Source organism: Lelliottia sp. 7254-16, assembly GCF_002922995.1.
GTDB lineage: Bacteria > Pseudomonadota > Gammaproteobacteria > Enterobacterales > Enterobacteriaceae > Enterobacter > Enterobacter jeotgali.
This window is the reverse complement of record NZ_PQVS01000009.1, coordinates 93,060-113,658: the sequence shown is the minus strand read 5'-3', so window position 1 is coordinate 113,658 and position 20,599 is coordinate 93,060. Positions and strand designations below refer to the sequence as shown.

18 protein-coding genes are annotated in these 20,599 nt (G+C 53.0%); 11 read left to right on the top strand and 7 right to left on the bottom strand.

Going from position 1 to position 20,599, the window contains the following annotated elements; translation table 11 throughout:
* Positions 1-26: 26 nt before the first annotated feature.
* On the top strand, positions 27-1,496 hold the full coding sequence (gene lysP, locus C3708_RS13670) for a lysine-specific permease (RefSeq protein ID WP_103949605.1): 1,470 nt from the start codon (positions 27-29) through the stop codon (positions 1,494-1,496).
* A gap of 293 nt (positions 1,497-1,789) precedes the next feature.
* Positions 1,790-3,760 carry a catecholate siderophore receptor CirA gene (gene cirA, locus C3708_RS13665; protein WP_095282676.1) on the top strand — a complete coding sequence of 657 codons (1,971 nt, stop codon included), beginning with the start codon at positions 1,790-1,792 and terminating at the stop codon, positions 3,758-3,760.
* 104 nt (positions 3,761-3,864) lie between these two features.
* Here cirA and fghA read toward each other — a convergent pair whose 3' ends face one another.
* A complete protein-coding gene (gene fghA, locus C3708_RS13660; protein WP_103949604.1) occupies positions 3,865-4,701 on the bottom strand; it encodes an S-formylglutathione hydrolase in 837 nt (278 codons plus the stop codon).
* A gap of 137 nt (positions 4,702-4,838) precedes the next feature.
* Here fghA and C3708_RS13655 point away from each other — a divergent pair, with 137 nt between their 5' ends.
* The 7 genes from C3708_RS13655 (at position 4,839) to mglC (ending at position 13,033) form a co-directional block, all read left to right on the top strand.
* Positions 4,839-5,987 carry a YbfB/YjiJ family MFS transporter gene (locus tag C3708_RS13655; protein WP_095282674.1) on the top strand — a complete coding sequence of 383 codons (1,149 nt, stop codon included), beginning with the start codon at positions 4,839-4,841 and terminating at the stop codon, positions 5,985-5,987.
* A 103-nt stretch (positions 5,988-6,090) separates the two neighbouring features.
* Positions 6,091-6,759 carry a GTP cyclohydrolase I FolE gene (gene folE, locus C3708_RS13650; RefSeq protein WP_095282673.1) on the top strand — a complete coding sequence of 223 codons (669 nt, stop codon included), beginning with the start codon at positions 6,091-6,093 and terminating at the stop codon, positions 6,757-6,759.
* A 16-nt stretch (positions 6,760-6,775) separates the two neighbouring features.
* On the top strand, positions 6,776-7,933 hold the full coding sequence (yeiB, locus tag C3708_RS13645; RefSeq protein WP_095282672.1) for a DUF418 domain-containing protein YeiB: 1,158 nt from the start codon (positions 6,776-6,778) through the stop codon (positions 7,931-7,933).
* A 155-nt stretch (positions 7,934-8,088) separates the two neighbouring features.
* Positions 8,089-9,111 carry an HTH-type transcriptional regulator GalS gene (gene galS / locus C3708_RS13635; RefSeq protein WP_103949603.1) on the top strand — a complete coding sequence of 341 codons (1,023 nt, stop codon included), beginning with the start codon at positions 8,089-8,091 and terminating at the stop codon, positions 9,109-9,111.
* Positions 9,112-9,406: 295 nt separating this feature from the next.
* Positions 9,407-10,405 carry a galactose/glucose ABC transporter substrate-binding protein MglB gene (mglB, locus tag C3708_RS13630; RefSeq protein WP_103947188.1) on the top strand — a complete coding sequence of 333 codons (999 nt, stop codon included), beginning with the start codon at positions 9,407-9,409 and terminating at the stop codon, positions 10,403-10,405.
* Positions 10,406-10,486: 81 nt separating this feature from the next.
* Positions 10,487-12,007: a galactose/methyl galactoside ABC transporter ATP-binding protein MglA gene (mglA, locus tag C3708_RS13625; RefSeq protein ID WP_103947187.1), complete on the top strand. Its 1,521-nt coding sequence runs from the start codon at positions 10,487-10,489 to the stop codon at positions 12,005-12,007.
* 15 nt (positions 12,008-12,022) lie between these two features.
* Positions 12,023-13,033, top strand: coding sequence for a galactose/methyl galactoside ABC transporter permease MglC (mglC, locus tag C3708_RS13620; RefSeq protein ID WP_095282667.1), 1,011 nt, complete (start codon positions 12,023-12,025; stop codon positions 13,031-13,033).
* 46 nt (positions 13,034-13,079) lie between these two features.
* On the opposite strand, the gene C3708_RS13615 is transcribed toward mglC, so the two are convergent.
* The 6 genes from C3708_RS13615 to C3708_RS13590 all read right to left on the bottom strand — a co-directional run bounded on the left by C3708_RS13615 (position 13,080) and on the right by C3708_RS13590 (position 18,978).
* On the bottom strand, positions 13,080-14,492 hold the full coding sequence (locus C3708_RS13615) for a trehalose-6-phosphate synthase (RefSeq protein WP_103949602.1): 1,413 nt from the start codon (positions 14,490-14,492) through the stop codon (positions 13,080-13,082).
* Between the two features lie 49 nt (positions 14,493-14,541).
* On the bottom strand, positions 14,542-15,906 hold the full coding sequence (locus C3708_RS13610; protein WP_217450145.1) for a glutamine synthetase family protein: 1,365 nt from the start codon (positions 15,904-15,906) through the stop codon (positions 14,542-14,544).
* A gap of 119 nt (positions 15,907-16,025) precedes the next feature.
* On the bottom strand, positions 16,026-16,745 hold the full coding sequence (sanA, locus tag C3708_RS13605; protein ID WP_095282665.1) for an outer membrane permeability protein SanA: 720 nt from the start codon (positions 16,743-16,745) through the stop codon (positions 16,026-16,028).
* Between the two features lie 129 nt (positions 16,746-16,874).
* Complete coding sequence (gene cdd, locus C3708_RS13600; RefSeq protein ID WP_103947185.1) at positions 16,875-17,759, bottom strand: cytidine deaminase; 885 nt, start codon at positions 17,757-17,759, stop codon at positions 16,875-16,877.
* Positions 17,760-17,887: 128 nt separating this feature from the next.
* On the bottom strand, positions 17,888-18,583 hold the full coding sequence (locus C3708_RS13595; RefSeq protein WP_103947184.1) for a CidB/LrgB family autolysis modulator: 696 nt from the start codon (positions 18,581-18,583) through the stop codon (positions 17,888-17,890).
* On the bottom strand, positions 18,580-18,978 hold the full coding sequence (locus tag C3708_RS13590; RefSeq protein ID WP_095282662.1) for a CidA/LrgA family protein: 399 nt from the start codon (positions 18,976-18,978) through the stop codon (positions 18,580-18,582). The genes C3708_RS13595 and C3708_RS13590 overlap by 4 nt, the downstream gene beginning before the upstream one ends.
* 217 nt (positions 18,979-19,195) lie before the next feature.
* Here C3708_RS13590 and C3708_RS13585 point away from each other — a divergent pair, with 217 nt between their 5' ends.
* On the top strand, positions 19,196-19,462 hold the full coding sequence (locus C3708_RS13585) for a hypothetical protein (RefSeq protein ID WP_103949601.1): 267 nt from the start codon (positions 19,196-19,198) through the stop codon (positions 19,460-19,462).
* A gap of 72 nt (positions 19,463-19,534) precedes the next feature.
* The gene (dusC, locus tag C3708_RS13580) at positions 19,535-20,467 is read left to right on the top strand and encodes a tRNA dihydrouridine(16) synthase DusC (protein ID WP_095282660.1); all 933 of its coding nucleotides are present in this window, start codon (positions 19,535-19,537) and stop codon (positions 20,465-20,467) included.
* Positions 20,468-20,599: the final 132 nt, after the last annotated feature.

The following is a 20,599-nucleotide window of genomic DNA, read 5'->3' as shown; positions in this document are numbered from 1 at the left end:
ATTTTTTGAATGGACAGCATTTTCATATGGTTTCCGAAACTAAAACCACAGAAGCGCCCGCGCTACGCCGCGAACTCAAGGCGCGTCACCTGACGATGATCGCTATTGGCGGATCAATCGGTACAGGTCTTTTTGTTGCCTCTGGCGCAACTATTTCAGCGGCAGGTCCCGGTGGCGCGCTGTTTTCTTACATGCTGATTGGTCTGATGGTGTACTTCCTGATGACCAGTCTGGGCGAACTGGCGGCTTACATGCCGGTCTCTGGCTCCTTCTCTACTTACGGCCAAAAATACGTTGAAGAAGGCTTCGGCTTCGCGCTGGGTTGGAACTACTGGTACAACTGGGCGGTGACCATCGCCGTTGACCTCGTGGCCGCACAGCTGGTGATGAACTGGTGGTTCCCGGACACGCCAGGCTGGATCTGGAGCGCCATCTTCCTGGCGGTGATTTTCCTGCTGAACTACATCTCTGTGCGCGGTTTTGGCGAAGCGGAGTACTGGTTCTCACTGATTAAAGTCGCGACCGTGATCATCTTTATCATCGTCGGCGTAGCAATGATTGTCGGCATCTTCAAAGGGGCGCAGCCTGCGGGCTGGAGCAACTGGCAGATAGGCGAAGCGCCGTTTGCCGGCGGTTTTGCGGCGATGATCGGCGTGGCGATGATTGTCGGCTTCTCCTTCCAGGGCACTGAGCTTATCGGTATCGCAGCTGGTGAATCTGAAGATCCTGAGAAGAACATTCCGCGCGCGGTGCGTCAGGTGTTCTGGCGTATTCTGCTGTTCTATGTGTTCGCGATCCTGATTATCAGCCTGATTATTCCTTACACCGATCCAAGCCTGCTGCGTAACGATGTGAAAGACATCAGCGTCAGCCCGTTCACGCTGGTATTCCAGCATGCGGGTCTGCTCTCTGCGGCGGCGGTGATGAATGCGGTAATCCTGACGGCGGTGCTGTCGGCGGGTAACTCCGGGATGTACGCGTCAACGCGTATGCTTTACACCCTGGCTTGCGACGGTAAAGCGCCACGTATTTTCTCTAAACTGTCTCGTGGCGGCGTACCGCGCAATGCGCTGTATGCGACCACGGTAGTGGCGGGTCTGTGCTTCCTGACGTCGATGTTTGGCAACCAGACGGTTTATCTGTGGCTGCTGAACACCTCCGGTATGACCGGTTTCATCGCCTGGCTCGGTATTGCTATCAGTCACTATCGTTTCCGTCGCGGCTACGTGATGCAGGGACATGATATTAATGACCTGCCGTATCGCTCCGGGTTCTTCCCGCTGGGACCGATCTTCGCCTTCATTCTGTGCCTGATCATCACGTTCGGCCAAAACTACGAAGCCTTCCTGTCTGACACCATCGACTGGGGCGGCGTAATGGCGACCTACATTGGTATTCCACTGTTCCTGATTATCTGGTTTGGTTACAAACTGACGAGAGGAACCCGCTTCGTTCGCTACAGCGAAATGGAATTCCCAGGACGATTCAAACAATAATCGCACTTCCTCTCTTTTAGCCCGCTCATTCGAGCGGGCTTTTTTATCTCCACAGTATGCATAAAAGACATAATTGTTAACAATTGAATTGATAATAATTATCGTTTGTTTTATCGTTATCGCCGTTATCAAAAGGATGAAGGAGTCAGCGTCGCGTTGTGGGTTAGACGATGACGTTACTGCCACACCTGCAAATAAACACACAGCCGACCAGCCAAAGAAGCCGGCGGTATGCAATGCACTGTGAGCAATAATTATTTGATATTGTTGTGTTTACCTCATGGAGATATGGAATGTTTAGGTTAAATCCCTTCGTACGGGGAGGACTTTGTGCGTCTGCAATGTCCCTGGCGTTACCGGTTATCGCGGCTGAATCTGGCGATACGCTGGTTGTCACGGCGTCTGCCACCGAACAAAACCTCAAAGATGCGCCAGCCAGTATCAGCGTCATTACTCAGGAAGATCTGCAGCGTAAACCCGTTCAGAATCTGAAAGATGTGTTACAAGACGTGCCAGGCGTGCAGCTCACCAATGAAGGGGATAACCGTAAAGGGGTCAGCATCCGTGGGCTGGACAGCAGCTACACCCTGATTCTGGTGGACGGTAAGCGCGTCAACTCCCGCAACGCCGTCTTCCGCCATAACGATTTCGATCTCAACTGGGTCCCCGTCGATGCTATCGAGCGCATCGAAGTGGTGCGCGGCCCGATGTCCTCCCTGTATGGCTCCGATGCGCTGGGTGGCGTGGTGAACATCATCACCAAAAAAATCGGCCAGAAATGGACCGGCACCCTGACGGCAGACACCACTATTCAGGAACATCGCGATCGCGGTGATACCTACAACGGTCAGTTCTTTACCAGCGGTCCGCTGGTGGATGGCGTGCTAGGGCTGAAAGCCTATGGCAGCCTCTCTAAACGTGAAAAAGACGATCAGCAGGAATCCTCGACCTCTGCGACGGGCGAAACACCGCGCATCGAAGGATTCACCAGCCGCGACGCCAACGTCGAGTTCGCCTGGACGCCGAATCAAAACCACGATTTCACCGCAGGCTACGGTTTCGACCGTCAGGACCGCGATTCAGACTCCCTCGACCAGAACCGCCTCGAGCGCCAGAACTACTCCCTGAGCCACAACGGGCGCTGGGATGTCGGTAATAGCGAGCTGAAATTCTACGGCGAGAAAGTGGATAACAAAAATCCAGGCAACAGCAGCCCAATCACCTCGGAAAGCAACAGCATCGACGGGAAATATGTCCTGCCGCTGGCTGAAATCAACCAGTTGCTGACCTTCGGCGGGGAATGGCGTCACGATAAGCTAAAAGATCCGATCAACCTGACCGGCGGCTCCAGCAGCAACACGTCCGCCAGCCAGTACGCCTTGTTTATCGAAAACGAATGGCGCATCTTTGAGCCGCTGGCGCTGACCACCGGCGTGCGTATGGACGATCACGAAACCTACGGCGACCACTGGAGCCCGCGTGCGTATCTGGTGTATAGCGCCACCGACACCGTGACGGTGAAAGGCGGCTGGGCGACGGCATTCAAAGCGCCATCCCTGCTGCAGTTAAGCCCGGACTGGACCACCGGCTCGTGCCGTGGTGCCTGTGAAATTGTCGGTAGCCCGGATCTGAAACCCGAAACCAGCGAAAGCTTCGAACTGGGTCTTTACTATGCCGGGGAAGAGGGCTGGTTAGAGGGCGTGCAGGCTAGTATTACCACCTTCCAGAACGATGTGGATGACCGAATCAGCATCAGCCGCACCGCGAACGTGAACCAGGCGCAGAGCTACCCGAACTACGTTGGGCTGAATGCCGACGGCGAGCCGATTTTCCGCTACTACAACGTCAATAAAGCGCGTATTCGCGGCGTGGAAACTGAGCTGAAATTCCCGCTGGCGGAAGACTGGAAAGTGACGCTGAATTACACCTATAACGACGGACGTGATATCAGCAATGGCGGCAACAAACCGCTCTCCGAGCTGCCGTTCCATACCGCGAACGGAACCGTTGACTGGCAGGCGACGCAGGACTGGTCGTTCTACATGCAGGGTAACTATTCTGGTGAAAAACGCGCTCTCACCGACGGTGCGGCGACGCCTGGCGGATATGTGGTCTGGAATACCGGTGCAGCGTGGCAGGCCACCAAAAATGTGAAACTGCGTGCTGGCGTGCAAAACCTGCTGGATAAAGATCTGAGCCGCGACGACTACAGCTACACGGAAGATGGCCGTCGTTACTTTATGGCGGTGGATTACCGGTTCTGATAGCTGAGCTGTCTGTTTTGCCGGGCGGCACTGCGTTTGCCCTGCCTACAAAACCTGAATGTAGGCCGGGTAAGGCGAAGCCGCCACCCGGCAAAACCACGCACTTATCCGAACAAATGCTCCGCATGGAAGCGGAGATGATCCTCAATAAACGACGCAATAAAGTAATAGCTGTGATCGTGTCCCGGCTGAATACGCAGGGTCAACGGCCAGCTTTTCTGTCGCGCTACTTCTGCCAGAACGGCGGGCTGCAGCTGATTTGCGAGGAACTGATCCGCATCGCCCTGATCGATAAGGGTCGGGATCGCGTCTTCCGCATGACTTGCCTGCATCAGTGCGCAGCTGTCCCATTCCTGCCACGTTGTTTCATCATTACCCAGATAATTCGAGAACGCTTTCTGTCCCCACGGCACCTGCGTCGGGTTAACGATAGGCGCAAACGCCGATACGCTGGTGAACGTGCCAGGATTTTTCAGCGCCATAATCAGCGCTCCGTGGCCGCCCATCGAATGTCCGCTGATAGCCGCGCGATCGCTCACCTCAAACTGTGCCTTGACCAGAGCAGGCAATTCGTCGCGGATGTAATCGTACATCCGGTAGTGGTTCGCCCACGGCTGTTGGGTGGCGTTAAGATAGAAACCAGCACCTTTACCCAGATCGTATCCGGCGTCGTCGGCGACATCATCCCCGCGCGGGCTGGTGTCGGGCATCACCAGCGCAATGCCTAATTCGGCGGCCACGCGCTGTGCCCCTGCTTTAGTGGTGAAGTTTTCATCGTTACAGGTGAGACCGGAAAGCCAGTACAACACCGGCGGTTTAACATTTTCTGCCGTCGGCGGGAGGAAAATGCTGAACGTCATGGCGCAATTTAGCGTGGTGGAGTCGTGCCGCCAGCGCTGCTGCCGACCTTCAAAACAACGGTGCTCTTCGAGCAGTTCCATGCAAGGCTCCTGATAGGTATTGATATTCACTCAATCCATAATACAGATTATTCATTCACCTGTGAGTAACTTTCACTTCCGCTCAAACGTCAGATGTTGCATCATGAATTAACTAAATTTTAACAATTGAGGCAATCATGGCGCTGCGTATCGCGCTCAGCGGATTTGTGGTGTTAGTGGTAGCGATGGGGATAGGGCGTTTTGCCTTTACTCCTCAGGTTCCACTGATGATTGCGGCTGGACAACTGACGCTAACCAGCGCCGGGCTGGTAGCCGCCATGAACTATCTGGGCTATCTGGTCGGCGCGTGGGATGCCATGCGTGCGCACCGGTTTGTCGAAGGGCGTCTGTACCTCGGGATTTTTGGCGCAGTGGCACTGACGCTGTTGTCAGCCGTGGCGGATAACGCTGTTATTCACGGCCTGATTCGATTCGTGATCGGCTGCATGAGCGGCTGGTCGATGGTACTGATTGCCGCGTGGACCAACGAACGGCTGGCGCACTACGGCAAGCCGGGACTCAGCGCGGCAGTCTTTGCCGGGCCGGGGGCGGGGATTGCACTCAGCGGCCTGCTGGCGGTTTACATTCAGGCGCGCTCGCTTTCAGCCGGAGCGGCGTGGCAGATTTACGGCGTGCTGGCGCTGATATTAATTGTGCTGGTGGCGCGCTATCTCCCGCGTGGTGGGCAGTTGCATCGCCCTGGCACCACGCCGGAACCGCTGGTCTTGACCCCTGATTTACGTCGCCTGGTCTGGAGCTACAGTCTGGCTGGTTTTGGCTACATTCTGCCCGCCACTTTTTTATCGCAGATGGCGGCGGTGCGCTTCCCCGGTAGCCTGTTTGCGCAGTTTGTCTGGCCAGTGTTTGGTGCAGCTGCCGTGGCTGGCATTGCGTTAAGCATTGCCCTGCGCCATGTTTCAACGTCGAACCGCCGCCTGTCGATAGTGCTGTGGTTACAAGGGGTGGGCGTCTTTGCCGCCTGGCTGATGCCGGGAATCAGTGGGCTGGTTACAGGGGCGCTCTTGGTCGGTGGTGGATTCCTGTGCGCCGTTCAGTTGTCCCTTCTGTGTGGGCGCGAACTTGCGCCGAATCACACCCGTTACATGGCCGGGTTACTGACCACCGGGTATGCGCTGGGCCAGTTGGTTGGCCCGGTCACGTCGGCGATATCGACCTGGCTCACCCATCAGCTTGAACCCGCGCTGGGCCTTGCGGGTGTCGCGCTGATCGTCGGGGGGGCATTGGTCTGGGATCGACAAGCCGAAAGGCAGCAACAATTGCAATAATAATCGCCGTGAATACTGGATTATGTGCGCCGCCTCACGCACAATGAGCGCACACTTTTGCTTCAAAGAGGGCAAAAGGCAGCCACACCTGCAGGAGACAATAATGCCATCACTCAGTAAAGAAGCCGCTCTCGTTCATGAAGCGTTAGTCGCGCGTGGTCTTGAAACCCCGCTGCGTCCGCCCGTTAATGAACTGGACAAAGAAACACGCAAACGTCTTATTTCCGGGCACATGACCGAGATCATGCAGTTGCTGAATCTCGATCTGAGCGATGACAGCCTGATGGAAACGCCGAATCGCATTGCAAAAATGTATGTCGATGAGATTTTCTCCGGCCTGGATTACGCCAACTTCCCAAAAATCACCGTCATCGAAAACAAGATGAAGGTTGATGAAATGGTGACCGTGCGCGATATCACGCTGACCAGCACCTGCGAACATCATTTTGTGACCATCGACGGTAAAGCCACCGTGGCCTATATCCCGAAAGATACGGTGATTGGTCTGTCGAAGATCAACCGCATCGTGCAGTTCTTCGCCCAGCGTCCTCAGGTTCAGGAACGTCTGACACAGCAGATCCTGACGGCGCTGCAAACGCTGCTCGGCACCAACAATGTGGCTGTATCCATTGATGCCGTCCATTATTGCGTGAAAGCGCGTGGCGTTCGTGATGCAACCAGCGCGACCACGACTACGTCGCTGGGTGGTCTGTTTAAATCCAGCCAGAATACTCGCCAGGAGTTTCTGCGCGCCGTGCGTCACCACAACTAATTACAGGGCAGGATAAATGGAGCGTAATGTCACGCTGGATTTTGTACGTGGCGTTGCCATCCTCGGTATCCTGCTGCTGAATATCGCCGCGTTTGGTCTGCCAAAAGCGGCGTATCTCAACCCTGCCTGGTATGGCGAAATCACCCGCAGCGACGCCTGGACGTGGGCGATCCTCGACCTTTTCGCACAAGTTAAATTCCTCACTCTTTTTGCACTCCTCTTCGGCGCAGGGCTGCAGCTGCTGCTCAAACGCGGCAAGCGTTGGATCCAGTCTCGCCTGACGCTGCTCGTTTTACTCGGGTTTATCCACGGTCTGTTTTTCTGGGACGGCGATATTTTGCTGGCCTATGGATTAGTGGGCCTGATTTGCTGGCGGATGATTCGTGACGCGCACGACGTGAAAAATCTGTTCAATACCGGCGTCATTCTGTATCTCATCGGTATCGGCGTGTTGTTGCTGCTGGGGATGATTTCCGGCGGAGCGACCAATCGGTCGTGGATACCGGATGCCGCGAATCTTCAGTATGAACAGTTCTGGAAACTCAAAGGCGGTGTCGAAGCCGTCAGCAATCGTGCCGATATGCTCGGCGATAACCTGATCGCGCTGGGTGCACAGTATGGCTGGCAGCTGGCCGGGATGATGCTGATGGGCGCGGCGCTGATGCGAACCGGCTGGCTGAAAGGGGAGTTTAGTCTCTCTCATTATCGCCGGACGGGGGCTGCTCTGGTGTGCATTGGCGTCGTCATTAATCTTCCCGCGGTTGTCGCGCAGTGGGTGCTGGACTGGGATTATCGCTGGTGTGCCTTCCTGCTACAGGCCCCGCGCGAGTTAAGTGCACCGTTTCAGACTATCGGCTATGCGGCGTTGATTTACGGCTTCTGGCCGCAGATGGCGCGCTTCAAGGTGGTGGCTGCCGTGGCGTGTGTGGGCCGAATGGCATTGAGCAATTACCTGCTGCAAACGCTCATTTGCACCACGCTTTTCTATCGATTCGGTCTGTTTATGAAATTCGACCGACTCCAGCTGCTGGCATTTGTTATTCCGGTCTGGGGGATAAACATGGTGTTTTCTGTTATCTGGCTGCGCTTTTTCCGCCAGGGCCCGCTGGAATGGCTGTGGCGTCAATTAACCGCACGTGCTTCAGGTGTATCATTGAGTAATACATCCAGATAACGATCTGGATCACAATCATTAACAAAACGGATGTAACCGTTTTCATCTGTGTGACCTTCTTCACGTAGTCCCCTCTTCGTCACTGCCAGAATAGCCTCCTTGCTAAACACAGGGGGTGTCTGTGAGTTGCTGCAATCCATATAAGGATGGTGAATATGATCACCATTCGTGACGTAGCCCGCATCGCGGGTGTATCTGTCGCCACTGTCTCCCGCGTACTGAACAACAGCGCGCTGGTGAGTCCTGAAACTCGTGAAACTGTGATGAAGGCGGTGACGCAACTCGGCTATCGCCCGAATGCTAACGCCCAGGCTCTCGCCACCCAGGTGAGTGACACCATTGGCGTGGTGGTGATGGACGTGTCAGATGCCTTTTTTGGTGCGCTGGTCAAAGCCGTGGACGTTGTCGCCCAGCAGCACCATAAATATGTGCTGATCGGTAACAGCTATCACGAGGCTGAAAAAGAGCGTCATGCCATTGAGGTGCTGATTCGCCAGCGATGTAACGCCCTGATCGTCCATTCAAAAGCGCTCAGCGATGAGGAGTTGGCTGGGTTTATGGACCAAATCCCCGGAATGGTGCTCATCAACCGTGTGGTGCCGGGTTACGCCCATCGCTGCGTGACGCTGGATAATGTCAGCGGGGCGATGATGGCGACGCGTATGTTGCTCAACAACGGCCATCAGCGCATCGGCTATCTGGCGTCCAGCCATCATATTGAAGATGACGATATGCGCCGGGAAGGGTGGCAAAATGCTCTGAAAGAAGCCGGAATTTCGCCCGCTGACAGCTGGATTGGCACTGGATCGCCTGATATGCCGGGAGGGGAGGCCGCAATGGTTGAACTGCTCGGACGTAACCTGCAACTGACCGCCGTCTTTGCCTACAATGACAGCATGGCCGCCGGTGCGTTGACCGCGTTGAAAGACAACGGCATTGCCGTGCCGCAGCATCTGTCATTGATTGGTTTCGATGATATCCCGATTGCCCGTTACACCGACCCGCAGCTTACCACCGTGCGTTACCCGATTGCGTCAATGGCTCGCCTGGCCACTGAACTGGCGTTACAAGGGGCCGCAGGACAGCAGGATCTCAGCGCAACACACTGTTTCATGCCGACTTTAGTGCGTCGCCATTCGGTTGCTATTCGGCAAATTGTGGCTCCGATCACTAACTGATTATGTTGGGTGATGTAACCGTTTTCAATCTGTGAGTAAATTCACAGTATCTTAACAAGCCGCTGACTATGATGTCAGCGTTTTAGGGACTGAAACGCTATGTAACGGTGATTAATCACTTTCACTATAGCCAAAGTGCCACAAACAACCAATAAAACGCATTACTGGAGCGTTACCGAACACGGAAGATAGAAATTTTATAAGTGAACTTCGGCTGTCAGTAACGTTTTCTTAACATCTGCCCGCCGACCGTTATTCACAAGAACTACCCTGCATAAAAAAAACCGGAGATACCATGAATAAGAAGGTTTTGACTCTGTCTGCTGTTATGGCAAGCATGCTTTTTGGTGCGGCTGCGCACGCTGCGGATACCCGTATTGGTGTGACAATCTATAAATACGACGACAACTTCATGTCTGTTGTGCGTAAAGCTATCGAGAAAGATGCTAAAGCAGCGCCAGATGTTCAGCTGCTGATGAATGACTCCCAGAACGACCAGTCCAAACAGAACGACCAGATCGACGTTCTGCTGGCGAAAGGTGTGAAAGCCCTGGCCATTAACCTGGTTGACCCGGCTGCAGCAGGTACAGTGATTGAGAAAGCGCGTGGCCAGAATGTGCCAATCGTATTCTTCAACAAAGAGCCATCCCGCAAAGCGCTGGACAGCTATGACAAAGCCTTCTACGTCGGTACTGATTCCAAAGAGTCCGGTATTATCCAGGGCGATCTGATCGCAAAACACTGGGCTGCTAACCCGAACTGGGACCTGAACAAAGACGGTCAGATTCAGTTCGTGCTGCTGAAAGGCGAGCCGGGCCATCCGGATGCTGAAGCGCGTACCACATATGTTATCAAAGAGTTGAACGACAAAGGTCTGAAAACCCAGCAGCTGGCATTAGACACTGCAATGTGGGATACCGCTCAGGCGAAAGATAAGATGGACGCATGGCTGTCTGGCCCGAATGCTAACAAAATCGAAGTGGTTATCGCCAACAACGATGCGATGGCAATGGGTGCAGTTGAAGCGCTGAAAGCACACAATAAATCCTCTATTCCGGTCTTCGGCGTGGATGCACTGCCAGAAGCGCTGGCACTGGTTAAATCTGGCGCAATGGCCGGTACCGTTCTGAACGATGCCAACAACCAGGCGAAAGCGACCTTCGATCTGGCGAAAAACCTGGCCGATGGTAAAGCAGCGGCAGAAGGCACCAACTGGAAAATCGAGAACAAAATTGTTCGCGTACCTTACGTGGGCGTAGACCAGTCAAACCTGGCTGAGTTTATCGGTAAATAAGTTAGATATTGCCTGTTCTCACAGGGCGCAATTCGTTGCGCCCTTTTATAACGCGATATGCGAGGCCGTCAAGGTATAATTATGGTCAGCACAAATACTCAGTCCTCAGGTGAATTCTTGTTAGAAATGAGCGGTATTAACAAGTCTTTTCCGGGCGTTAAGGCTCTCGACAATGTTAATTTAAAAGTACGTCCTCACTCTATTCATGCGTTGATGGGAGAGAACGGTGCAGGTAAATCGACATTATTAAAATGCCTTTTTGGAATCTATCAAAAAGATTCTGGTAGCATTCTTTTTCAGGGGAAAGAGATCGACTTCCATTCCGCCAAGGAAGCACTGGAGAATGGTATTTCGATGGTTCACCAGGAATTAAACCTGGTGCTTCAACGTTCTGTTATGGACAATATGTGGTTGGGTCGTTATCCGACCAAAGGCGTATTTGTCGATCAGGACAAAATGTATCGTGATACGAAAGCGATTTTTGATGAACTGGATATTGATATCGACCCGCGCGCACGCGTAGGCACGTTATCCGTTTCACAAATGCAGATGATCGAAATTGCCAAGGCCTTCTCCTATAACGCGAAAATCGTGATTATGGATGAGCCGACCTCATCACTGACGGAAAAAGAGGTTAATCACCTTTTCACCATTATCCGTAAGCTGAAAGATCGCGGCTGTGGCATCGTTTATATCTCGCACAAAATGGAAGAAATCTTCCAGCTGTGCGATGAAATCACCATTCTGCGTGACGGTCAGTGGATCACCACTCAGCCCCTTGAAGGGCTGGATATGGACAAGATCATCGCGATGATGGTGGGCCGTTCCCTGAACCAGCGCTTCCCGGATAAAGAGAACAAGCCGGGTGAAGTGATTCTTGAAGTGCGTAACCTCACATCCCTGCGCCAGCCGTCTATTCGTGATGTGTCTTTCGATTTGCACAAAGGCGAAATTCTGGGCATCGCGGGCCTGGTCGGTGCAAAACGTACCGATATCGTGGAAACCCTGTTTGGTATCCGTGAAAAAGTCGCGGGTACGATTACGCTGCACGGAAAGAAAATTAATAATCACAACGCCAATGAAGCCATTAATCACGGTTTCGCCCTGGTGACCGAAGAGCGCCGCTCAACGGGGATTTATGCTTATCTGGATATTAATTTTAACTCGTTAATTTCTAATATTCGGAACTATAAAAACAAAGTCGGTCTTTTGGATACTTCCCGCATGAAAAGTGATACCCAGTGGGTTATCGATTCAATGCGTGTGAAAACGCCAGGACATCAAACGCAAATTGGCTCACTTTCCGGCGGTAACCAGCAGAAGGTTATTATTGGTCGCTGGCTATTAACCCAACCAGAAATTTTAATGCTTGATGAACCGACTCGTGGTATTGACGTAGGTGCAAAATTTGAAATCTATCAGCTGATTGCTGAACTGGCGAAAAAGAATAAAGGGATCATTATTATTTCTTCCGAAATGCCGGAATTGTTAGGGATCACAGATCGTATTCTGGTTATGAGCAATGGTCTCGTTGCCGGAATTGTTGACACCAAAACGACAACGCAAAACGAAATTCTCCGTCTTGCGTCTTTGCACCTTTAAGATCAGGGGCTCCTCATGAGTGCGCTAAATAAAAAGAGTTTTCTCACTTATCTGAAAGAAGGCGGTATTTACGTTGTTCTTTTAGTGTTGCTGGCCATTATTATTTTCCAGGACCCTACGTTCTTAAGTTTGCTTAACTTGAGTAACATTTTGACCCAGTCCTCAGTGCGTATCATCATCGCCCTCGGGGTGGCCGGGCTGATTGTGACTCAGGGTACTGACCTGTCAGCCGGGCGTCAGGTCGGTCTGGCTGCGGTTGTCGCGGCCACGCTCTTGCAGTCGATGGAGAACGCCAATAAGGTATTCCCTGAAATGGCGACCATGCCGATCATTGTCGTCGTGCTGATCGTCTGCGTGGTTGGCGCCATCATCGGTCTGATCAACGGTATTATCATCGCCTACCTGAACGTGACGCCGTTTATCACCACGCTGGGCACGATGATTATCGTTTACGGCATCAACTCCCTGTACTACGACTTCGTCGGCGCATCGCCGATTTCAGGCTTCGACAGTGGCTTCTCGACGTTCGCGCAAGGTTTTGTGGCGCTGGGCAGTTTCCGCCTTTCCTACATCACCTTCTACGCGCTGATCGCCGTCGGTTTTGTCTGGGTACTGTGGAACAAAACCCGCTTCGGTAAAAACATCTTCGCTATCGGCGGTAACCCAGAAGCGGCAAAAGTATCTGGCGTGAACGTGGCTCTGAACCTGCTCATGATTTATGCCCTGTCCGGCGTGTTCTATGCCTTCGGTGGTTTGCTCGAAGCAGGCCGTATCGGCTCGGCGACCAACAACCTCGGCTTTATGTATGAACTGGATGCGATTGCAGCCTGCGTGGTGGGCGGCGTGTCCTTCAGCGGCGGTGTGGGTACCGTAGTCGGCGTGGTGACCGGTGTTATCATCTTCACCGTTATCAACTACGGTTTGACCTACATCGGCGTGAACCCGTACTGGCAGTACATTATCAAGGGCGCGATCATCATCTTCGCCGTCGCCCTGGATTCACTGAAATACGCGCGTAAGAAGTAATCTTCACGACGCTTATGAGGCCCGCTGAATCAGCGGGCCTTTTTATTTAGTAGAGTTTTTGCGGCGTGAAAACGCCGTAATGGGAAGTTCTGAACACCGGTGCCGCAGGCCGGGTTTTATCCTCCAGCGCCTCAATAAAGGTTCGTCCCCACCACAGGCTGTCGTAGCGCAGAACCTTCTTCAGCATCAAGCCGTGACGCCGTTTGCGCTCATGAAGCGGCATCGAGAGAGCAGAGTGCAGAGCATCGCTGGTTTCGTTGGCATCGTAGGGATTAACAATAATCGCTTCGCTCAGTTGTTCCGCCGCACCGCTAAACATCGAGAGGATCAGCACGCCAGGATCGTCGACATCCTGCGCCAGGATAAAGGCCTTGGCGCTCAGGCTGGTGCCTTCCGATAGTGGTGTAAACAGCGCCACCTGGGCTTTGGCGTACAGCTCCTGAATCAACGTCTGGCTGCACAGGGTGTTGTGGATGTAATTCACCGGATACCACGAAAAATCACCGTACTGGCCGTTTAACTCACCGCAAAACCTTTCCAGACGCGTACAGAGATTGCTGGTCGAACGAGGATATTCACGCGACGGATCGGATATCTGTAGCAAACTGACATTGCGGATGTACCGCGGATGGTGGTTCAAAAAGGTTCGCATCGCATCCAGCCGGTAATGAATACCGCTAATATCGCTGATCACATCGTTGCTGATAATTATCTGACGTGGATAGTCATCAACCTGACGATGTATGGGCGGTGCCACGTTCTGAGCATCAGCCACAATCCCGCAGGGGAAAATGCCGATGCGGATGGTTTTGCCATTGAGCTGAATAAGGTCAGGCGCCAGACGTGTGACCCGATGGTATCGCAGCACGTAGGTCAGAAAATTACTGACGTCGGCGCTCGACTGAAAGCCAATCACGTCATACTCCAGTAACGCGTTCACCAGCCAGTTATGCTCCGGGATGCTGCGCAGGACGTCACCCGGCGGGAAGGGTTGATGCAGGAAAAAACCGCTCATATTGTGATGCCCCCCATCACGCAGCATTTTGCCCACCGGGAGCAAATGGTAATCATGCACCCAGATAATCTCTTCATCGCGGAGATCTTGCGCGATATCCTCTGCGACGTTTTGCGCATTCATTTTATAGGTCGTGAAATACTCTTTTTGATATTCCGCAAGGTCGGGGCGATTGTGAAATACCGGCCACAAGACTTTATGGATGTATCCGTGATATCCATTCTCGTATTCGTTGGCGGAAAACGGTCTGCTATATACGGTAAAAGTATTAATATCATGGCGGCTTCGTTGTGGTCCTTTTCGGCTGGTCTCTATTTCACCGTCCCATCCGTACCATTTAGCGGAATAATTAATGGCTATTTTTTCCAGAACGTCCAGTAGCGGATCGGTAAATGTCGTCTTTCGCGTAATGCAACGGTTCGAAACAATAATCAACGTAGACATAATATATCCAGTGAATCTGGCCTCGGGGAAATGATATTCCAGAACGGAATTAACTCAGGGTGGATTCTTCCTCTGTCACGATACTTTCGAACCAGGCTAATTCCGACAGTTTGCAGGCGATCCACTGCTGCGAAAACGCGTGTCCCAGGCTGTCGGTCAGATACTGACACTGGGCAAACTGTTCGATGGCCTGCTGCTGAAACAGTGGCAGGGCCGGGGCGGCGTTCTGCGGGTCGGCAAGGTCGTGCTTGTCGAAGCACTCCAGTCCGTACAACATGCCGGTGAGAATGGTCGCGACCACCAGATAGGGGTTGGCATCGGCGCCTGCAAGACGATATTCGATGCGTCGGTTTCCCTCGTCAGAGCACGGAATACGCAGGGCGGCGGAGCGGTTGTTATATCCCCATGAGTTAAACAGGGGCTCATCGAGGTTCTTGCGCAGACGCCGAAATGCGTTCACACCGGGCGCGAGGATGGCTACCGAAGCAGGCATCAGCGCCAGCTGACCGGCAATGCACAGGCGCATCATGCTGTTGAGCTCATCGGCGGAGGAGGCAAACACGTTTTCTCCGTGTACATCCTGCAAACTGAAGTGAAAATGCAGACCATTGCCAGACTGTAGGCTGTAGGGTTTCGCCATAAAGTTGGCTTTAAGACCCTGTTTTTCAGCGACATAACGCGTCAGGCGGCGCAAGGCCAGCACGTTATCACAGGCTTCTAAGATGCGGGAACTGTGCTTAAGATTCAGTTCAAACTGGCCAGATTCGGCCTCTGCCACAATACCGGTCAGCGGGATTTGCTGAACCTGCGCGAGCTGCTCAAGGTCATTAAAAACGGCGCTACGGGCTGTGGAATTCTCCATATTAAAACATCCCTGGCCGCGGATTTCCTCTGGCTGCGGGCTGGAGAGATAAAACTCAATTTCGGGGGCGACCACCGGATAAAGCCCGTGCTGATGAAAGCGCGAAAGCACGTTCTGCAGAATAACGCGCGGTTCCAGCTGACACGGAGCCTGATGGTTGTCGGTCATCGTCAGTAGAATCTGCGCGGTATGCAAGGGGTCCTGAGGCGAAGGGCGCAGCGTGCCCGGCACTGGCAGGCACAGGTGATCGGGTTCGTCATTAAGGGGTTGCGCTGGGGAATGACACGAAACCTTGCCTTTCTGATCCATCGAATAGACGGAAAGCGGAAAATAAAATCCTTTTGAAAGCGTAAAAAGACTCTCAACAGAAAGACGTTTTCCGCGCATCGTGCCATTGATGTCATAAAGATAAACATCTACATGTTGAGTCAGTGGATAATCACTTAAATAATCGTTAACTTCCGACTGTAAATAACCGGGCAGAGATGCGACCGGGAAATTAAGATATGAGCGGATATTTTTCAGAAATAAAGTACTGATGATGGAGTTCATAATTGCGTTTCAGTGAGGCCGTGATGGCGATGAATCCAGCATAAAATAGCCGTTTGTTTTAAGATATAAACGGGCTGTAAAAATGCCACTCACTACTATAAAGAAAATATAAAAATGACTTATTTTTTCTCTTTCTTTTGCAATTCAAGAAGCTGTTCCGGCGTCACCGCTGGATAATCCTGCGCATCTTCAGGCACCTGATGCATCGCCGGAATCGGAACTAACGGGCCGAGGAAACGCGGTTCACGTTTGAACAGATAGAGATCGGCCAGCGCGCCAAAGCGGGCGCCAAACTCACGTACCCGAACGCTCCACATATCTTTCGGTGAGGGAACGGCATAACACTGGGCCTGAATGCCCATGTGCAGGGCGATAAACAGTGCCCGTTCGCAGTGGAAGCGCTGGGTGATAATAATAAAATCGTTGGTATCAAAGACCTTGCGCGTGCGGACGATGGAATCCAGGGTACGGAATCCGGCGTAGTCGAGCACGATATCTGCCGGATCGACACCTGCGGCAATCAAATCCTTTCGCATGGTCATCGGCTCGTTATAACTTTGTTGGGCGTTATCGCCACTCAGCAGCAGGTAATTGACCTTTCCGCTGTTATAGGCGTTAAGCGCGCCCTGAATGCGGTAGCGATAATACTGATTGATAACGCCAGTACGGTAATACTTGGCGGTACCCAGCACCACGCCGACCTGGCGATAAGGTAAATCCTGCAGATCATCAAAGATGTAAGGGGCGGTTTTCCAGCTCATCCAACGGTCGAGGCCAAGTGCAGTCAACAGCAGAATGCCGACCAGGACAAACAGGCTGTAAAACACGCGCTTTAACATGAAGATGGCTCGTTCCGTGAAGGGAAATTTCACTCAGGCTACTTTACCCGCCTGGTAAGCGCAAGAAACAGCGGTTTGATTGGGGGGATTTTCATCAGCAGAGCGGGCATTTCTGCCCGCACAGGGTAATTACGCCAGCAATGTCCGGTCGATGCTGGTACAGCCCAGCGCTTTCAGCGTGGCGGCGGTGGCGTCCCACTGGATCAATGGTGCATCGGCAATTTCAGCCAGAATCGCGCGCTGAATATCCGGATAGTCGTACCCGTTCAGGCTCAGCAGATTCAGTGCGCCTTGCAGCGGTGGCAGCGTCGGGTTGAAGGCGGCGTTTTCAGCGTAGCTCCCGGAGAAAATTTGCCCATCACGCAGCTCCAGCGCCACGCCGCTCGGCGATTTACTGTAAGGGGTATGGCTTTTGTTCGCCGCAGCGATTGCGGCCTGGGACAGCGCATCACCTGTCAAAGCATAGCCGTGATCCTGGTCATCCATCAGCAGAGTTTTGATATCCAGATCTTTCGGGCCAAAGGCATCCGGCAGATAGTCACCCAGCGTATGTGGCTCACGGCCAGGCAGATTGATGCGCAGTTGCAAACCGCTGTTCAGCTCATTCATAAACTGGCGGCAGTGACCGCAAGGAGTGTAGTTCACAGTGATGGCCTGCAGCGCTTTTTCACCGCGCAGCCAGGCATGGCTGATGGCGCTTTGTTCGGCGTGGACGGTCTGTTGCATGGTCGCACCCAGGAACTCCATGTTCCCGCCGAAATACCAGGTCCCGCTCACGCCGCGCGCAATGGCACCAACGTTAAAGTGGGAGAGATCGGCTCTGGCGCAGGCGGCAGCCAGCGGCAGCAGTGCGAAAGCCAGCGCGTCTTCGTCCAGTCCCGTTGCCTGTTTAAGCGTCGTGACCTGCTCTGCGCTCAGCAAGGCGGGGAAGTGCGTATCCGCCAGAACCGGAGCCAGGGCTGATTGCAAATTCTCTGCTAGCTGGGCAAAAGCAGTTTGAAAACGTGGGTGCATGGCAATGCCTCATAAAGGTTAATGGATCGGTAGTGTACGGAGCCACCAGGGCTTTATATGTGATCCACTTCTCATTATGTATGCAACTTATGAAAACAAAATGAAATTTGCGCGACACATCGCAAATTTTAGCCAACGATCGCCAGAATAATCGGGAACAGGAAGGGAGCGATGAGCGAAGTCATGATCCCGCAAATCACCAGCGCCAGCGAACTGAACGCGCCTTCCTGATAGTCCAGTTCAGCACAGCGCGCAGTGCCAAGGGCGTGCGAAGCGGTACCCATCGCCAGGCCGCGCGCAGCTTTGGTCCGGATACGCATTAAATTTAGCAAAGTATGACCAAACACCGCGCCTAAAATACCGACAAAAATAACGCACATGGCGCTGATCGCCGGTATCCCGCCGATGCTGCCGCCAACGGCCATTGCAATGGGTGTGGTCACGGATTTCGGCAGAATAGAGGCGGCAATTTGCGGAGATGCGCCCATCAGCAGCGCCACTGACGTGCCAGTGACCATTGCCACCACGCTGCCAATCAGGCAAATGGTGATGATTGACTTCCAGCGTGCGCGGATTTGATGCAATTGCTCATACAGCGGGAACGCCAGTGCCACAACGGCGGGCTGGAGTAAATCGTTCAGAATCTTGCTACCGGCAAAATAGCGCTCATAAGGAATACCGGTGAACAGCAGGAACGGAATAATGACCACCATGGCAACGAGCAGCGGATTGAGCAATGCCATCTTAAAGCGTGCCGCAAGTTTACGCGCAGCGAAAAACACCACCAGGGTCAACGGCAGCGACCACCAGATATTGGCTATCATTCTTTAGTCCCTTTTTGCCCAATGACTTTGCGTTCGCCGTGCACCAGATGCGAGCTCCAGCTCACCACCAGGAACACCACCAGCGTACTCACCGCACATGAGACCAGAATCGGGCCGTACTGGGCTTTAAGCAGATCGTAATATTGCATCACCCCGACACCAATAGGCACAAACAGCAGCGCCATATAGCGGATCAGCACGTAGCAGCCGGGATTGACCCATTTAGCGGGCAGGATTTGCAGCGCCAGCAGCAAAAACAGAATCAGCATCCCGATAATACTGCCAGGTATGATGATAGGCAGCAGGGAGGCGATGAAAATCCCGGCGTAAAGGCAGGCATAAATCAGCACAAATGCACGCAGGTACTGCCAGAGGGTATTGAATGTTTTGGTCATGGTGAAAGTCCTTGATGGAACGCATTCATCATACAATTAAACATGGAAACGTGCTACGGATCACAACATGAAATTTGAGCATACCAGACATTCCTTTTTGGAACGTTAGGCATTTCCACAGCATTCACAGTAAAAGCCAGTTAAAACAGTGTAGTTGCGGTGACTATTTTTGAAGCGATGATATGATAAAAGGCATTATCGTGGTCAGGAGATTCCGGTGAAAGATTTCATTTTTTTCAAAAAGGGAACACAGATTTCGGCAGTGGAGAAACGTAACGCTGAGGCCGCAACGCTTCTGAAAGAGCAGGGCTATGAACAGCAGTTTGAAGAGGTTACGGCATTGGATGCCGCAAGCGCCCTGATGCGTTTCAACGATATAAAAAAAGAAGAAGATCTGAACTGGTACGCCTTCGCAATGGGGCCGGCTTTCACGATACTCATTGTTATCGTGTTGGGCATATTGGCCTACTGGTTTGTGAGATAGACTCGCGTTAAAGCCTTTGCACGCCTGTAGAGAGCGGCTACTATAGCGCGTCTTTTTTCACAGGTACTGAGAATGCGTGTTTTACTGGCGCCGATGGAAGGCGTGCTCGACTCATTAGTGCGCGAGCTGCTGACCGAGGTTAACGATTACGATCTCTGCATCACCGAGTTTTTGCGGGTGGTCGATATGCTATTGCCAGTAAAGTCGTTTTACCGACTCTGCCCGGAGCTGCATCGCCAGAGCCGCACCTCATCCGGCACGCTGGTACGCATTCAGCTATTGGGACAATACCCTGAGTGGCTGGCGGAAAATGCCGCCCGCGCCGTTGAACTGGGTTCATACGGTGTGGATCTCAACTGCGGCTGTCCGTCGAAAATGGTCAACGGCAGCGGCGGTGGGGCGACACTCCTCAAAGATCCTGAACTCATTTATCGTGGCGCGAAAGCAATGCGCGAGGCGGTGCCAGCCCATTTACCGGTCACGGTGAAAGTGCGTCTGGGCTGGGACAGCAGCGACCGCCAGTTCGAAATTGCCGATGCGGTACAGCAGGCCGGAGCCACAGAGCTGGCTGTTCATGGGCGAACCAAAGATGACGGCTACAAAGCCGAGCGTATTAACTGGCAGGCGATCGGCGAAATCCGCCAGCGACTCTCTATTCCAGTAATCGCTAACGGCGAAATCTGGGACTACGAAAGCGCGCAGGCGTGCATCAAAGAAACGGGCTGCGAGTCGGTAATGATCGGTCGCGGCGCGCTCAATGTGCCCAATCTGAGCCGGGTGATTAAGTACAATGAACCGCGTATGCCCTGGCCTGACGTGGTCACGCTGCTGCAAAAATATTCTCGTCTGGAAAAGCAGGGCGATACCGGGCTATATCATGTGGCGCGTATTAAGCAGTGGCTGAGTTATTTACGCAAAGAATACGCCGAAGCGCTGACGTTATTTCAGGAGATTCGCACTCTGCAAACGTCGGCGGAGATTGCGCGGGTCATTCAGTCCAAATAATCTTGCCCCGACAGGCCAAAGCCTGTCGGGTGACCCTCAGAAAATCATTTTAAAGACGCCTGTCACAACCAATAAACCAATCAGGAAAATAATCAGAATAACCCACAGTAGTATTTTCATTCCCTTCGCCCT

Bases quoted from the DNA above. Each gene is read 5' to 3' on its own strand.
- fghA (WP_103949604.1), bottom strand. From the start codon at position 4,701: ATGGAACTGCTCGAAGAGCACCGTTGTTTTGAAGGTCGGCAGCAGCGC.
- C3708_RS13595 (WP_103947184.1), bottom strand. From the start codon at position 18,583: ATGATAGCCAATATCTGGTGGTCGCTGCCGTTGACCCTGGTGGTGTTT.
- mglC (WP_095282667.1), top strand. From the start codon at position 12,023: ATGAGTGCGCTAAATAAAAAGAGTTTTCTCACTTATCTGAAAGAAGGC.
- mglB (WP_103947188.1), top strand. From the start codon at position 9,407: ATGAATAAGAAGGTTTTGACTCTGTCTGCTGTTATGGCAAGCATGCTT.
- sanA (WP_095282665.1), bottom strand. From the start codon at position 16,745: ATGTTAAAGCGCGTGTTTTACAGCCTGTTTGTCCTGGTCGGCATTCTG.
- C3708_RS13615 (WP_103949602.1), bottom strand. From the start codon at position 14,492: ATGTCTACGTTGATTATTGTTTCGAACCGTTGCATTACGCGAAAGACG.
- galS (WP_103949603.1), top strand. From the start codon at position 8,089: ATGATCACCATTCGTGACGTAGCCCGCATCGCGGGTGTATCTGTCGCC.
- C3708_RS13655 (WP_095282674.1), top strand. From the start codon at position 4,839: ATGGCGCTGCGTATCGCGCTCAGCGGATTTGTGGTGTTAGTGGTAGCG.
- C3708_RS13610 (WP_217450145.1), bottom strand. From the start codon at position 15,906: ATGAACTCCATCATCAGTACTTTATTTCTGAAAAATATCCGCTCATAT.
- lysP (WP_103949605.1), top strand. From the start codon at position 27: ATGGTTTCCGAAACTAAAACCACAGAAGCGCCCGCGCTACGCCGCGAA.
- cdd (WP_103947185.1), bottom strand. From the start codon at position 17,759: ATGCACCCACGTTTTCAAACTGCTTTTGCCCAGCTAGCAGAGAATTTG.
- C3708_RS13590 (WP_095282662.1), bottom strand. From the start codon at position 18,978: ATGACCAAAACATTCAATACCCTCTGGCAGTACCTGCGTGCATTTGTG.
- yeiB (WP_095282672.1), top strand. From the start codon at position 6,776: ATGGAGCGTAATGTCACGCTGGATTTTGTACGTGGCGTTGCCATCCTC.
- folE (WP_095282673.1), top strand. From the start codon at position 6,091: ATGCCATCACTCAGTAAAGAAGCCGCTCTCGTTCATGAAGCGTTAGTC.
- cirA (WP_095282676.1), top strand. From the start codon at position 1,790: ATGTTTAGGTTAAATCCCTTCGTACGGGGAGGACTTTGTGCGTCTGCA.
- mglA (WP_103947187.1), top strand. From the start codon at position 10,487: ATGGTCAGCACAAATACTCAGTCCTCAGGTGAATTCTTGTTAGAAATG.
- dusC (WP_095282660.1), top strand. From the start codon at position 19,535: ATGCGTGTTTTACTGGCGCCGATGGAAGGCGTGCTCGACTCATTAGTG.